The following is a 14,614-nucleotide window of genomic DNA, read 5'->3' as shown; positions in this document are numbered from 1 at the left end:
GCCCGATTACAAGGGTAGCTACGGCTCGCGAGCGCGTTCGCTACTGGTTTCGCCGGGTCGCTCGATCTTGTGCCGGGCCTGAAGTCGCTTGGCGAGCAACGAGGCGGCGGCGGCGAAACAGGCCCCCACGAACCAGCCGGCGAGGACGTCGCTCGGCCAGTGTACGCCGAGATAGACGCGCGTGCAGCCGATCAGCAGGACAAGCATGACCGCGGCACCGATCAGATAGACCTGCAATCGCCTCTGCTCCTGGCCACGCGCCACCAGCACGGCGAGGGTAAGGTACACTATTGCCGAGTTCATCGAGTGGCCGCTGGGAAAACTCGCCGAACTGACATCGACGAGGTGGGGCACGATTTCCGGCCGGGCGCGGTCGAACAGGCTCTTGATGACGGTACTCAGAAACGCTCCCCCAGCGATTGTAGCGGCGACGAAGACGCTGTGTGCGAACTTCCGCTGGGCCAGAAGGAAGCCAGCCGCGAAAATGGTGACGAGGGTCAGGACGGGGGCACCACCCAGCGCGGTGAAGGACACCATCGCCGGTTCCAGCCAATGCGGCCCGATCGGGACAGCCGGATCACTCGCCTGGCGCAAACCTACCACGATGGCCTTGTCGAGCGCGAAGGTATCGCCTTCAGCCACCTCTGAAGCGAGCATGATCAGCCCGAGCAGGGCTGCCGCGAACAAGAGAAACGCTACAAGGATGCGGCTGTCGGTCCGGTGCGGACGGAGGATTCGGGAAACTGCCGGGGCCTGGTTCATTGTGGAATTCCGCTCATGGCGCAGCCAACGCGCCGGCGGCTGCATAGGTTTCGCGAGGACGGGAGAACGGCAGGTAAGAGGGCGAAAGATGCAACGCCAGACGGGCTCGAGGGTTTGGCGTCATGCAGAAGAAGTCAAGGAGGACATCTCGATGAAAGAAACGCGAACCGAAACCGATTCCATCGGACCGATTCAGGTTCCCGCCGACGCCTATTGGGGAGCGCAGACCCAGCGCAGTCTCCAGAATTTCCCGTTCCCCCCGCATCAGCGTATGCCGATCGAGATCGTTCATGCGCAGGCCGCGGTCAAGCAGGCCGCGGCGCGGGTCAACAGAAAGCACGGTCTGCAAACCCCCCTGGCCGACGCGATAGAAGCCGCGGCGCGACGCGTGCGCGCAGGCGAGTTCGACGATGCCTTTCCACTCTCGATCTTCCAGACTGGAAGCGGCACTCAGACGAACATGAACGTCAACGAAGTGATCGCCGCGATCGCCAACGAGAATCTGGCCGGGGTGCGCGGTGGAAATTCGCCCGTTCATCCGAACGATCACGTCAATCGGTCGCAAAGCTCGAACGACAGCTTTCCGACGGCGCTGCATATCGCCGCCTTGCTGGCGACCCGGGGGAGCCTTCTTCCGGCCCTGGGTTCGCTGCATTCGGCGCTGGACAAGAAGGCAGGGGCTTTCGCGGATATCGTCAAGATCGGTCGTACGCACACGCAAGACGCAACCCCCCTGACGCTGGGACAGGAGTTTTCCGGCTACGCGGCGCAGATTGCCAGCTGCCGCGAGCGCGTGGAGGATTCGGTTGAACGCGATCTGCGCGTCCTCGCGATCGGCGGAACGGCGGTGGGAACCGGTCTCAACGCGCCTGACGGCTGGCGTAACGACATGGTCGCCGAACTTTCGGACATCACCGGCGAGATGTTCCGTCCTGCCGAGAACGTCTTCGAGCAGCTTGCCGCCAAGGACGGGCTTGTGTCTTTCTCCGGCGCCCTCAACACCCTGGCCGTGGCCCTGAACAAGATCGCCAATGACATGCGTCTGCTGGCGTCCGGTCCACGCTCGGGCCTGGGAGAGTTGTCCCTGCCGGCCAACGAACCGGGAAGCTCCATCATGCCGGGCAAGGTCAACCCGACGCAGGTCGAGATGCTGACGATGGTCGCGGCTCAGGTGATCGGCAATCATCAGGCAGTCACGCTCGGCGGCATGCAGGGCCAGTTCGAGTTGAATACGTTCATGCCGTTGATCGGGTCGAATGTCCTGCGATCAATCGAGTTGCTGTCCATCGCAATGAACAGCTTCGCTCGCCGATGCGTCGAAGGGATAGAACCGAACAAGGACAGGATAGCCGAACTGGTCGACCGTTCCTTGATGCTGGTGACAGCCCTCGCGCCCGAAATCGGTTATGACAACGCTGCGAAAATCGCCAAGCACGCGCTCGGAAACGATCTGACACTCAGGGAAGCCGGGCTCGAACTGGGCCTGGTCGATGGAGATACATTCGACCGTCTCGTCCGTCCCCGTGATATGGTTTAGCGGCTCTGCCGCAGGGGCCCCGGGGCTGTGAGATACGCGGGAAACGACGAAAATTGGTCGGGGAGAGAGGATTCCCGACCTTTTTTCGACCGCTTCTGAAGAAGCCCAGAAAACAGCCATTTTCACGATCTCGAACAGAGCGTGTGGCACAATTTGTGGCACAATCTGTGGTACAGTGCGAGAATAAATTTATCCGTTCCATCTTACCCCACAGCGTGAGCAAAAGTGTGCTCGAAGGCATGGTCAATTCGAAGCCTTCCATTGGACCCGTCAAAGGCCGTCCCCGACCCGCGCGGAGACCGAGGCCTCGGCACACGCCTATGGAAAGCGGGGCGGTAAGGGTCGATTTTTTTATCGGGTAAAGGCAGTTAGTGGACTTAGAGCGCTGTCTCCAAACAGAGAATCGCAAAGCGCAATAGATGCCAAGAACGGGGTGGGGTGTTGTGAGTACCGAGGCATTTTTCGATTCACCAATACTCAATTCGCCCTATCGGCGCCCAGAACGGCATTGGCAGTTGGGCGACGGAGGCCAACCCACCGGCGTAGTCGAGCACGGTCGACGCCGCAGCGACCTCACCACTCCGATACCCAAGCCCAGAGCGACGCGCGGCAAGAGCGCAGCGCAGGCTGACATTTTCGCGGACGCGCTCGGTGACATCTATGACCCGACAGAGATCATCAACGGTATCCGTCAGGCCATCGATACTTGGCGGGAGCTTCCAGAAAGCCAGTGGCAGGTAACGCCTACAACCGCGCGTCTCTTGCGCCATTGGCGCTCCGGCGAAATGCCGCTCCCTCCGTTCTTCTGCCAGATCGAGGCGGTCGAGACCGTGATCTGGCTGACCGAAGTGGCGGGCAAGCCCGAGCATAAAGGGCGCAAGGCGAAGCTCGCTACCGCGCAGCGCTACTGGGAGCATCTCTTCGCGGCTAACGAGGCATCGAACCCGGATCTGGTCCGTATGGCGCTTAAGCTGGCGACGGGTGCTGGCAAAACGACAGTCATGGCGATGCTAATCGCCTGGCATACACTCAACGCCGTGCGCCATCCCAACGCCAAGCGCTTCTCCAAGGGTTTCCTGATCGTAGCCCCTGGCATCACCATCAAGGACCGCTTGCGCGTCCTGCAGCCGAACGATCCCGAGAGCTATTACAGCACCCGGCACATCGTGCCTGAGGATATGCTCCGCGACCTTGGGCAAGCCAAGATTGTCATCACCAACTACCATTCCTTCAAGAAGAAGGACGAGGTAAGTCTCAACAAGGTCCAGCAGGCTGCTCTGGCGACCGAGCCCAAGCAGGAAAGCGATGGGTCCATGCTCCGGCGGGTGGCTGGGCCTCTGATGGGCATGAAGAACATCGTCGTTCTCAACGACGAAGCGCATCACTGCTATCGAGAACGCCCGCTATCGCCGGAAGAGGAAAAGGCGCTCAAGGGCGATGAAAAGGCGGAGGCCAAGGAAGCCAACGAAGCCGCCCGCCTGTGGATCAGCGGGCTGGAGGCGGTGAAGCGGACGCTCGGCCTCAATATGGTCTACGACCTCTCTGCCACGCCCTTCTTCCTGCGCGGTTCCGGCTACCGCGAAGGCTCGCTTTTCGGCTGGGTGATGAGCGATTTCTCGCTCATGGACGCGATTGAGTGCGGGATTGTCAAGCTGCCACGCGTGCCCATCATGGACAATGTCGAGGGCGGCGACACGCCGATGTTCCGCAACCTATGGGAGCATGTCGGGACGAAGCTTCCCAAAAAGGGGCGCGCCAAATCTGGGTTCGATGATCCGCAGAAGCTACCCAACGAACTTCTCTCCGCGATCGACGCGCTTTATGGGCATTACGAGAAGACCTTCGATAGCTGGAAGGAGCACGGCCTCGGCGTCGAGCCTGTCTTCATCGTCGTCTGCAACAACACAGCCACCAGCAAGCTGGTTCACGATTACATCGCCGGCTATGAGATCGAGGACAAGGACGGCAACAGGCGCCTGATGGCGGGCGCGTGCAAGCTGTTCCGCAACTTCGACCCTGATGGCGTTGCCCTCCCGAAGATGCGGACCTTGCTGATCGATAGTCAGCAGGTCGAAAGCGGCGAGGCGATCAGTACCGAATTCAAAACCGCTGCAGAACCGGAAATCGCCCGTTTCAAGGACGAACTGGTCCAGCGTACCGGCGATCGGGCTGCGGCTGAGAAGATCGACGACACCGCTATCCTGCGCGAGGTCATGAACACCGTCGGTCGTCCCGGTCAGCTGGGCGAAGCCATACGGTGTGTCGTATCGGTATCGATGCTCACAGAGGGCTGGGACGCAAATACGGTGACGCATGTTCTCGGCGTCCGCGCGTTCGGCACGCAGCTCCTGTGCGAGCAGGTTATCGGCCGAGCGCTGCGGCGTGTTTCCTATCGATTGAACGACGAAGACCGCTTCGACGTCGAATACGCGGATATCTTCGGCATACCCTTCGACTTCACCGCGCAGCCCCAGAACGCCACGATCAAGCCTCCGCCGCCAATGGTGCGGGTCGAGGCGATCAGCCCGGAGCGCGATGACGTCGAAATCCGCTTTCCCCGTGTCGAGGGATATCGGACCGAATTGCCGCGGGACACGCTTCGGGCCGAGTTCACCGACGACTCGACGCTGGAGCTTACCCCTGACCTTGTCGGGGCCGCGCAGACCGTGAACTCGGGCATCGTGGGCGAAGAGGCTGAGATGAACCTCGAGCATCTTGCGGATACACGCCCGGCAACCATTCAGCTTCGCCTCGCGGATCGCATCGTTCGGCGCCGTCTTACCGAGGACGGTGAGGTTCCGAACCCGGCGCTCATCATGGAGATGCGCAAGATCGTGCGCCGCTGGATGAGCGAACATCTCGTCTGCAAGGGCAATACTCAACAAGCGCAGCTGCTCTATTACGATATCGCGGACAGGGTAGCGGATCGAATCATGGCGGCGATCACTCGCGGGGCCGCGGGCGGCAACCGCGTAATCGCCATGCTCGATCCCTATAACCGGGAAGGTTCGACCCGGCATGTGGGTTTCAACACGAGCCAGGACAGATACGAGACCGGTCCGAAATGTCACATCAATTACGCCATCGCGGACAGTGACTGGGAGCTCGAATTCTGCCGCGTTGCCGACGCACATCCGCGCGTGCTGGCATGGGTTAAGAACCACAACCTCGGCTTCGAAGTGCCCTATCGTGCCGGCGGCGAGGCGCGACGATATCGACCGGACTTCATCTTGCAGATCGACGACGGAAATGGCGCGGACGACCCGCTCAATCTCGTGGTCGAGATCAAGGGGTTCCGCGATGAAGACGCCAAGGACAAGGCTGACACGATGGCTACCTACTGGGTGCCCGGGGTGAACAACCTCGGGACCATGGGGCGCTGGGCCTTTGCCGAGTTCACCGACAAATGGACGATACAGACCGAGTTCGAAGGCGTGATCAAACAATGGATTGACAGGGTTGTGGCATGAGCGAACCTCGCAACATTGCGGTGGTGACTGTCGACTGGTCCGACGACTACACCGGTGGCGAGCTTTCAGGGCGCTGGGGCCAAGAAGGGCATGAAAAGTATATCTTCCGTCCGTATCGGAAGCAGTATTATGGATATTTTCCGCCCAACGGCGGCAACTTCCCTGTGACACAAAGTGGTGACGACTGGCTGATTTTTTTCGTGTCCAGGCCGACCAAGGCTGATCCGTCTGTCGTAGTAGGCTGGTATGAGAACGCTTCAATCATCGGGGGCAATCGTCCCCGGCCAGATGCTGACAATCTGGAAGATTCTCACGACATCGGCCCTTTCAGCTATTCGGCGCGTGCGCCCTACGCAGTAAGCATTCCGGCGGCAGCGAGAGATTGCTTGCTGCCGAAGGGAGATAGCCTTCGATCATTTTCCTATGTCCGCGAAAATGGCGTCGATAAGAAGTCGAGGATGGAGCTGGTCAAGCCACTCCTGAAATATCGGGAAAGAGTGAGCGACGGCGCGAGTGATGATGGCGTCGATCCTGGTGCTGCAGCTCCGATTGACCCCGTCCTGAAACGCAAGGTCGAGCGCGCCGCCATCTCGGCTGTGAAGGCCGACTTTGGCAAAGCCTATCGTTTCAAGGACAGGCAACAACAGCGGGGTTTCGGCTACGATCTCGAATTTGCGGATCGCTCGACCGGGGAGATTTGGTGTGTCGAGGTGAAAGGCACTGCGGGTGGACGGGACGCGTTTTACATCACTCGGTCGGAGCGCAACGCTGATGTCAGGATTAAAGCCGAAGATGGGGAGAATAGTCTCCGCCGCTGGCAACTCGCGCTAGTAACGAACGCCCTCGATCCCAAGCGCCGTCGAATACAGTATTTCGATGCCGCACAAATGGAGTCGAGCTTCGAGTTTCAATGTCTGCAGTGGCAGGCCGTTCCTAAAGACAAGGACCCCGCCTGATGGCCAAGAAACCCCTCCGCGTCGAAACGCTCACGCATCACGAGGCGACGCGCAAGAATGCGCCCACGGCGGAGCTCGAGACCTTCGTCGATGCCGAGACCAAGCGGCCGATCGAGGTGGCTTACGAGCGGCGCAACCGCGATCTCGATCCGCAGCTGGTGTGGCGGGGGAAGGATGTGGCGGACTGGTCGGACCTCGTGGTCGAGGCGCCGCCGCTCTACATCCAGGAGAAGATTCATCCCAAGGCGCTAATCGAAGATCTGAAGCGCGCCAGTCAGCGCGACGAAGCCGACGACGCGCCGGACCTATTCGCCGATTTCAACGGCGTCGATCCGGAGGCGCGGACCGAATTCTACGCGCATGACCAGCACTGGTCGAACCGCATGATCCTGGGCGACGGGCTGAAGGTGATGGCATCTCTGGCCGAGCGCGAGGGGCTGAAGGGCCAGGTGCAGTGCATCTATATCGACCCGCCCTATGGCATCAAGTTCAACTCCAACTTCCAGTGGTCCACCACATCGCGCGACGTGAAGGACGGCAAGGCCGACCACCTCACCCGCGAGCCGGAACAGGTGAAGGCCTTCCGCGACACCTGGGCGGACGGCATTCACTCCTACCTCACCTATCTGCGCGATCGCTTGACCGTGGCGCGCGATCTCCTGACCGAGAGCGGCAGCGTCTTCGTCCAGATCGGCGACGAGAACGTCCACCGTGTGCGGGCGCTTATGGACGAGGTGTTCGGGGAGGAGAATTTTTGTACGCAGGTCATGTTTCGTAAGACGACCGGCAAAGGCGCGGGAGTTTTGGACAATACGGTCGATTTCATTGTTTGGTATGCCAAATCTCGCGAAACCGTAAAATACCGGCCTCTCTACGAGATGCGGGACCCTTCGGAGGAGGTGAACCTCCGTCTGGTTTTGCTACCAGATGGCACTCGGCGGCGCTTGACCACGGACGAATTTGAAGGCCGTGAAGCGTTGCCAGATGGTGCTCGAATTTATCGACCTAATCCGCTTACCAGTGCCCGAAGCGCTAGCGGTGGCGATCTCCGGGAATATCATTTTCAGGCAACCCGTTTCACTCCTGGGGGCGGAACTTTCAAAACGAATAAGCGAGGTCTCGATCAGCTTACGAAGGCTGATCGACTGATGGGCGTGGGTCGATCTCTGAATTACATCCGATACTTCGACGACTTTCCCGTAAAACCTCGGAACGATGTTTGGGACGACACTCGAACTGGCGGGTTCGGAGAAGAGAAAATCTACGTCGTCCAGACGGTAAGTAAGGCCGCCGAACGCTGCATCCTGATGACCACCGATCCCGGCGATCTGGTGCTCGATCCCACCTGCGGCTCGGGCACCACCGCCTATGTAGCCGAGCAGTGGGGGCGGCGGTGGATCACGATCGACACGAGCCGGGTCGCGCTCGCGCTCGCCCGGGCGCGGATCATGGGCGCGCGCTATCCCTGGTATCTGCTCGCCGACAGCCGCGAAGGGCAGGTGAAGGAAGGCGAGATCACCCGCACCCCGCCGCGCGACACGCCGACGCAGGGCCGCATCCGCCAGGGCTTCGTCTACAAGCGCGTGCCGCACATCACGCTCAAAAGCATCGCCAACAATGCCGAGATCGACACGATCTGGGAGGAGTATCAGGAAAAGCTCGAACCCCTGCGCGCCGACATCAACGCGATGCGCGGCCGGGACGGCTCCGACCCCGACCTGCCGCCCTTCGAGGAATGGACCATGCCGCGCGAACCCGGCGCGCCGTGGCCTGAAGATGCTGCAAAGGCGCTGGAGAAGGCGCGCGGACCCGGCTCCGATGCCGTGCGCACCAAGTGGCTTACTAAGCTGAACGAGGAACTGGACCGCGACTACACGCTGGAGACGCTGCCCGAACACCCTGTCGATCCGTGGAACGACCCGCGCGCCGAGGAACTGCACGCCGAATGGTGGCGCTTGCGCATCGAGCGCCAGCAGGAAATCGACGCCAGCATCGCCGCCAAGGCGGACACCGAATATCTCTACGACCAGCCTTACGAGGACAAAACGCGCGTGCGTGTGGCTGGCCCCTTCACGGTCGAGAGCCTTTCACCCCACCGCGTCCCCGCCGTGGACGTGGACGACAGCCTGTTCGACGAGATCGAGGCGGCTGAGGGCAGGGCCAAGAAGGGCGAAAGCGGCGAACGCGCCGACTTCGCCGAAATGGTGCTCGAAAACCTCAAGCGCTCGGGCGTCCAGCAGCGTGCCAAGGACGACAAGCTCGTATTCGAAAGCATGAAGCTGTGGCCCGGCGAATGGATCGTCGCCGAAGGCATCGTGCGCCAGAAATCGCTGACCGAAGCCGAGGACGAAGAGGAAACCGAAGCCGGCCCGACACGCCGTGCCGCGGTATTCGTTGGCCCCGAATACGGCACCATCACGCGCCCGCAGGTCGTCGCCGCTGCACGTGAGGCACAGGAGAACGGCTTCGACATCCTGATAGCGGCTGCCTTCAACTTCGATGCGCACGCCGGTGAGGTCACCAAGATGGGCCCGCTCACCGTCCTGCAGGCCCGCATCAATCCCGACCTGCACATGCCAGACCTTGCGAATACGGGCGCTGGCAACCTGTTCACCGTATTCGGCGAGCCTGACATTCAGGTGCACGACGAAGGCGCCAATGAAAACGGCGAGGGCATGGTCAGCATCGAGGTGATGGGCGTCGATATGTATAAGGGCGGCCAGATCGAAAGCGGCGATGCCGACGACATCGCCGTGTGGTTCATCGACACCGACTACAATTACGAAAGCTTCTTCGTCCGCCACGCCTACTTCCCTGGTGCCAACGATCCCTACAAGGCGCTGAAGACAACGCTGAAAGCGGAGGTGGATCAGGAAGCCTGGGACAGCCTCAATCGCGTGCGTTCACGGCCGTTCGCAAAGCCGAAGGATGGCCGCGTGGCCGTGAAGGTGGTGAACCACCTCGGCGACGAGGTGATGAAGGTGCTGGAGGTTTAGGCGGGATGCACAGAAACCTGCGCATTGCGGACTTCGGGGAAGATGAAGACCTGTTTGAGGATTCGAACGGTAGACCACTCTATCAGCCGATTGAGATTGATTGGTCGCGACCGTCCCGCATCGAACGCGACGGGACTATACCTTTCAAGGATGAGGGTGAGGTTTATCGTAATGGGTATCTCTACGCTATCGTTCGCAATCACGGTAACCAAAGAACGCGGGATCGCATTGTCTACATCGGGATAACCAACGACCTCAAAAAGCGATTTCGCAACCATCCAAAGGTGGATGAAATTCGCAGCCAGTATGGCGAAACGAGCATCAGCATTGGCACGATTACCACGCCGGGCCGCAAGCCTAACGGCGAGACGCGAGTGCTCTTCCGCGAGGAGATCGAGCACATCCTGATTTGGGTTCTTCATGAGGATCTCTGGAACGACCGGAAGACCATGTGTGTGCCCGGCCAAGGATCCAACGGCGGACGCGCCCTCGACATACAGAACAAGGGCTTCACCTTCAGCGGCAGGATGCCGCGGAGGATCGTGTTTCCGTGGGCCGCCATCATACCGCGCTGTAATAACACCAGCCGATGACCCTTCTCTACGCCTCGACCTTCGCCGATGCGCTCGCCAAGCTTACCCATCAGGAGCAGAAGCAGGTCAAGATCACGACCGTCGACCTGATGATGGACCCGAAGGGCACTGGTCTCAGTCTTGAACGGCTGACGAGGGCAGGGGACGACAAGGTCTGGTCGGCGCGCGTATCGCGGGACCTGCGTATCATCCTGCGGCGTGACGGCGAAGACAACCTGCTCGCATATGTCGGCCACCACAACGATGCCTACCGCTGGGCGGAGCGGCGCAAGTTCATTCCCCACGAGCGGTCCGGCGCCATGCAGATCGTGGAGGTGATCGAAGGCCAAGAGAAAGCCGAGCCTGAATACGGTGACCATTCCAGCGCGATGGAAACTGCTGGAGAAGTGGTCCAGCCCTTCTGGTCGTTGACGGACGACCAGCTCCTCGATGTCGGCGTACCACGCGAATGGCTGAAGCATGTGCAGGTGATGCCGGAGGATGAGATCGACACCCTGTTCGACCGACTTCCGGCGGAGGCTGCGGAAGCCCTCTATGATTTTGCGACGGGCGGGAAACTTGAGGATCATATTGTCACCCCAGCCGAACCGGGCGCCGATCCCTACGCCCATCCCGACGCACAGCGGCGCTTCCGCGTATTCGACAATGTCGACGAACTGACCGCGGCGCTCGATGCTCCTTTCGAGAAATGGGCAGTCTTCCTGCACCCGGCGCAGCGTGAACTCGTGCGCCGGAAGGTGACCGGCCCGACCCGCGTTACCGGATCAGCCGGAACGGGTAAGACCATCGTGGCACTCCATCGCGCCGTGTATTTTGCAGAGCAGAGCGAAACCACACGCGTCCTCCTGACCACCTTCTCACCAGAACTTGCGCGATCATTGTCCGCAAAGCTCGAAATCCAGACGCAGGCTGTTCCCGAGTTGCGTGAGCGCATTGCGGTCCGGCCGCTCGATGAAGCAGCGTTGGAGTTGTATTGCCAGCAGTTCGGCGAGCTAGATATTGTCAACCATAGCCATATACGGGAGCTGATTGAGAAAGCCCTATCGGAAGGCCTCGGTGGCGACCTTACACGGCAATTCCTGCTGGAAGAATGGCAGGAGTTGGTCGATGCCTGGGGCGTAACCGACCCGGAGAGCTACGCCACACTTCCTCGTATAGGTCGACGAACCCGATTGGGTCCGAAGCAGCGGGAGGCCGCGTGGGCCGTATTCGACCACATTCGAACCCGGATGGCCGAGCGTGGCTTGGTAACCTGCGCTATGATTTATGACCGCTTGACGGGGTGGCTTCAGGACGGCGGCGCAATTCCCTTCGAACATGTCGTCGTCGACGAAGCGCAAGACCTCACAGTCGCACAGGTCCGCTTCCTCGCGGCGGTGGGCAAGGGGCGAAACGATGCCCTCTTTCTTGCAGGCGATATCGGGCAGCGCATATTCCGGCTGCCCTTCAGCTGGGCGAAGCTGGGTCTCGACATTAGGGGCCGGAGCCATTCGCTGCGGGTGAACTACCGCACGTCGCACCAGATCAGGGCAATGGCAGATCGCCTGCTTCCGCCTGCGATTACTGACCTGGATGGCGTGGAAGAGGGGCGGCGTGGCACGGTATCGATTTTCGATGGTCCCGTTCCGGAAGTTAAATTGCTGGACGATACCGAAGCCGAAGCGGATTTCGTGAGCAGTTGGCTTCGGCGGTGCATGACCTCCGGCATCCCTGCGAAGCAAATTGCATTGCTGGTTCGTAGCTCCGATCAGCTTGATCGCGCCCGGAAGTCTGCCGAAAACATTGTCACCGCATCCGCCGATGCCGAGGCACCCATCGTAACTGTTATGCATGATGCGAAGGGGCTGGAATTCCGAGCGGTAGCGGTGATGGCTTGCGACGAGGACGTAATCCCTGATCCACAACGGCTAGCCTCGATCGGCGATGTCGCCGAGATGGAAAGCGTGTACGAAACGGAGCGACACTTGCTCTACGTGGCATGCACGCGTGCGCGTGACCAATTGCTTGTAACCGGTATCGCGCCTGGCAGCGAGTTTCTCGACGATCTCCGATAGGCATCTCAAACTGCTACGCGGCGCTCCGGATTGTGAGGCGCTATCAGTTGGCTTGACGGAGAGCGATTTGAGGACAGAACATTCCGTGATACTCGCAAGTGATATACCCTTCGCAATATGCATGTAATCTGATGGCGCATTCTTTGTCGACGTTGGCATGAGCATCGTCGTTGCCGAGGGAAAGCTTCTTGGAGTCGTACGCACCAGCGCCAGTACGCCTGAAGATCGGGGAACATTCCAGAAGCATGTTCGCTTCGGCGACGGCGATCCCGACGCGGCCTACACGAAGAATGTGCAGATCGCGGAACTCAACGCGCTCAACGCCTGCCACGCCGTGATGAAGTAAGAGAAGATCAACGGCATTTACCTCGACTTAGAAGGCGAGATGAATTCGAATTACACGATTGATGGGAACCACATGTCCAATGAGTAAAATTGTGTGCCTTACCCATGAATTTGTCGATGCGATCCCGGAAAAGGTCCAACCCGGCAAGCTCTACGTCTCGACCGAGTTTGCAACTGTCGTGCATAGCTGTGCGTGCGGCTGCGGGATGGAGGTTGTGACCCCGCTCACTCCAACAGATTGGAAGTTGATATTCGACGGCGAAACCGTTTCGCTGTCGCCATCGATAGGGAACTGGAGCTTTCAATGCCGCTCTCACTATTGGATTAGGCGCGGCGAGGTTCAGTGGGCAGGCGATTGGACGGACGAAGAGATAGCGGCGGGTCGAGCGAATGATCACACCAACAAGGAGCGCCGATACGACCGTGAAATCAGAGGTGGACGCGTGGCTATAAGTTCAAAGAAGCGAGGGCTAGCGAAGAGGCTGCTTGATTGGCTTTTTGGACGATAGGTTTTGAAAAAGTAGACGACTGCTTTTGGGACCTAGCTGTCGCTATTCGAATGACCGAAAAGGGGGCGCAAAGCCGACTTTGATCTCGCCCAATTTTCAAGAGGAGAAACTCAGTTTCGAGTCCCGAGAAAGCCACCCCAGGGACGTCGAACTGATTGGAGCGCCATCGAAAAATCAAATGCGCCTAGCTTCGAGGCCCGCAGTTTAGGCCGTGTTGACAAAAGCCCTGAGCCATAGTCTGGCGGCGGCGAGGTTGAGGAAGCTCTCAAAGGAGAGGACAGTCTTGTCATATCGGGTGGCGATACGCCATTGCTGTTTGAGCTTGCCGAACATGCGCTCGACGCGGTTGCGATCCCGGTATCGGCGATAATCGGGATGCTCTGGCACCTTGCGGTTTGAGCGGGGTGGGATGATCGGCAGGATACCCCGGATCAGCAGGCTTTCGCGGAGGCGATCCCCGTCATAGCCTTTGTCTGCCAACAGCGCCTTGGGCGTAGCGACGGGAATTTGCATCAATGGCTCAGCGGCAGTGTAGTTGGATGCCTCCCCACCGGTCAGGATGAAGCCGACAGGCAGTCCCTGATTGTCGCAGCGGGCATGGATTTTGCTCGTAAAGCCACCGCGTGATCGACCAAGAGCGTTCGTAAGCGCCCCCCTTTTCCGCCCGCTGCCGGGACGTGGCCGCGAACGGAAGTGCTGTCGATCATGCGTTGCGAGTCATCGGTGAGGCCCAGATCAACCAGCGTTTGCAGCAGGGCATCCCACACGCCCTGTTCGGCCCAGCGCCGGAACCGGACATAGACCGAGTTCCACTTGCCGTATCGCTCGTGCATGTCGCGCCAGGGACACCCGACCCGCAAGACGTGGAGCATGCCGTTGAGAAAGCGCCGGTTATCGCCCGCCGGTCGCGCCCAGCGACCACGCTCAGCCGGCAGCAGCGGCCCGATCAACTCCCATTCTGCATCCGACAAATCCCCGCGACCCATGACTGCTCGCCAAAAAGCAGTCTTGAATCAGAACCAGACGGCTTTGGGAATCCCTTTTGTCAATACGACCTAGTAGAGCCGCCAAAACGCGCATTCTAACAAAGATACATTTTTTTGATTTGGCATATCATCGGTCCTTCCAACGCGAACGCCGTCCGTGATTGTTTCCATCCGTCCAAGAGAAATCGGTTTGATAACGTAACGGACGAAGCGGTGATTGCGCATAAACTTCCGCACGCGAGGTCTTTCCCGACTGCGCACCTCTTGCTAGTAAGCTAGCAGCACGAAGGAAAACAACGTTTGGCTCCACTTGAAATTCGTCTGAGAAAATCTGCGTCTGCTGCACTGACTGAGTTGTCGACAGCCAATCGAACGACTGCCAGGCATTTGATGGATCGCGCTGTCG

At 59.8% G+C, this 14,614-nt stretch carries 9 protein-coding genes and 1 pseudogene; 8 read left to right on the top strand and 2 right to left on the bottom strand.

Going from position 1 to position 14,614, the window contains the following annotated elements:
* Nucleotides 1-18: 18 nt before the first annotated feature.
* On the bottom strand, nt 19-762 hold the full coding sequence (locus tag EG799_RS01975; RefSeq protein ID WP_123878074.1) for a phosphatase PAP2 family protein: 744 nt from the start codon (nt 760-762) through the stop codon (nt 19-21).
* Nucleotides 763-913: 151 nt separating this feature from the next.
* On the opposite strand from EG799_RS01975, the gene fumC reads away from it, so the two are divergent.
* From fumC to EG799_RS14155, 8 genes are all read left to right on the top strand, one after another.
* Complete coding sequence (fumC, locus tag EG799_RS01970; RefSeq protein ID WP_123878072.1) at nt 914-2,299, top strand: class II fumarate hydratase; 1,386 nt, start codon at nt 914-916, stop codon at nt 2,297-2,299.
* Between the two features lie 443 nt (nt 2,300-2,742).
* Nucleotides 2,743-5,769 carry a BPTD_3080 family restriction endonuclease gene (locus tag EG799_RS01965; RefSeq protein WP_234028973.1) on the top strand — a complete coding sequence of 1,009 codons (3,027 nt, stop codon included), beginning with the start codon at nt 2,743-2,745 and terminating at the stop codon, nt 5,767-5,769.
* Nucleotides 5,766-6,725 carry a protein NO VEIN domain-containing protein gene (locus EG799_RS01960; protein WP_123878068.1) on the top strand — a complete coding sequence of 320 codons (960 nt, stop codon included), beginning with the start codon at nt 5,766-5,768 and terminating at the stop codon, nt 6,723-6,725. The genes EG799_RS01965 and EG799_RS01960 overlap by 4 nt, the downstream gene beginning before the upstream one ends.
* Nucleotides 6,725-9,721 carry a site-specific DNA-methyltransferase gene (locus EG799_RS01955; protein ID WP_123878066.1) on the top strand — a complete coding sequence of 999 codons (2,997 nt, stop codon included), beginning with the start codon at nt 6,725-6,727 and terminating at the stop codon, nt 9,719-9,721. The genes EG799_RS01960 and EG799_RS01955 overlap by 1 nt, the downstream gene beginning before the upstream one ends.
* A gap of 5 nt (nt 9,722-9,726) precedes the next feature.
* Nucleotides 9,727-10,314 (top strand): GIY-YIG nuclease family protein, encoded by a 588-nt coding sequence (locus EG799_RS01950; RefSeq protein ID WP_123878064.1) that lies wholly within the window; start codon nt 9,727-9,729, stop codon nt 10,312-10,314.
* Nucleotides 10,311-12,368 (top strand): 3'-5' exonuclease, encoded by a 2,058-nt coding sequence (locus EG799_RS01945; protein ID WP_123878062.1) that lies wholly within the window; start codon nt 10,311-10,313, stop codon nt 12,366-12,368. Before EG799_RS01950 ends, EG799_RS01945 begins: the two co-directional genes overlap by 4 nt.
* A gap of 157 nt (nt 12,369-12,525) precedes the next feature.
* A complete protein-coding gene (locus EG799_RS01940; RefSeq protein WP_123878060.1) occupies nt 12,526-12,714 on the top strand; it encodes a hypothetical protein in 189 nt (62 codons plus the stop codon).
* A gap of 61 nt (nt 12,715-12,775) precedes the next feature.
* Nucleotides 12,776-13,222, top strand: coding sequence for a DUF6527 family protein (locus EG799_RS14155; protein WP_325051120.1), 447 nt, complete (start codon nt 12,776-12,778; stop codon nt 13,220-13,222).
* A 204-nt stretch (nt 13,223-13,426) separates the two neighbouring features.
* On the opposite strand, the pseudogene EG799_RS01935 reads toward EG799_RS14155, so the two are convergent.
* Nucleotides 13,427-14,208: pseudogene (locus tag EG799_RS01935) on the bottom strand (IS5 family transposase).
* Nucleotides 14,209-14,614: the final 406 nt, after the last annotated feature.

This window comes from Aurantiacibacter spongiae, assembly GCF_003815535.1.
Taxonomy (GTDB): domain Bacteria; phylum Pseudomonadota; class Alphaproteobacteria; order Sphingomonadales; family Sphingomonadaceae; genus Alteraurantiacibacter; species Alteraurantiacibacter spongiae.
This window is presented reverse-complemented; position numbering and strand designations above follow the sequence as displayed.

Bases quoted from the DNA above. Each gene is read 5' to 3' on its own strand.
- EG799_RS01975 (WP_123878074.1), bottom strand. From the start codon at position 762: ATGAACCAGGCCCCGGCAGTTTCCCGAATCCTCCGTCCGCACCGGACC.
- fumC (WP_123878072.1), top strand. From the start codon at position 914: ATGAAAGAAACGCGAACCGAAACCGATTCCATCGGACCGATTCAGGTT.
- EG799_RS01960 (WP_123878068.1), top strand. From the start codon at position 5,766: ATGAGCGAACCTCGCAACATTGCGGTGGTGACTGTCGACTGGTCCGAC.
- EG799_RS01955 (WP_123878066.1), top strand. From the start codon at position 6,725: ATGGCCAAGAAACCCCTCCGCGTCGAAACGCTCACGCATCACGAGGCG.
- EG799_RS01950 (WP_123878064.1), top strand. From the start codon at position 9,727: ATGCACAGAAACCTGCGCATTGCGGACTTCGGGGAAGATGAAGACCTG.
- EG799_RS01945 (WP_123878062.1), top strand. From the start codon at position 10,311: ATGACCCTTCTCTACGCCTCGACCTTCGCCGATGCGCTCGCCAAGCTT.
- EG799_RS01940 (WP_123878060.1), top strand. From the start codon at position 12,526: ATGAGCATCGTCGTTGCCGAGGGAAAGCTTCTTGGAGTCGTACGCACC.
- EG799_RS14155 (WP_325051120.1), top strand. From the start codon at position 12,776: ATGGGAACCACATGTCCAATGAGTAAAATTGTGTGCCTTACCCATGAA.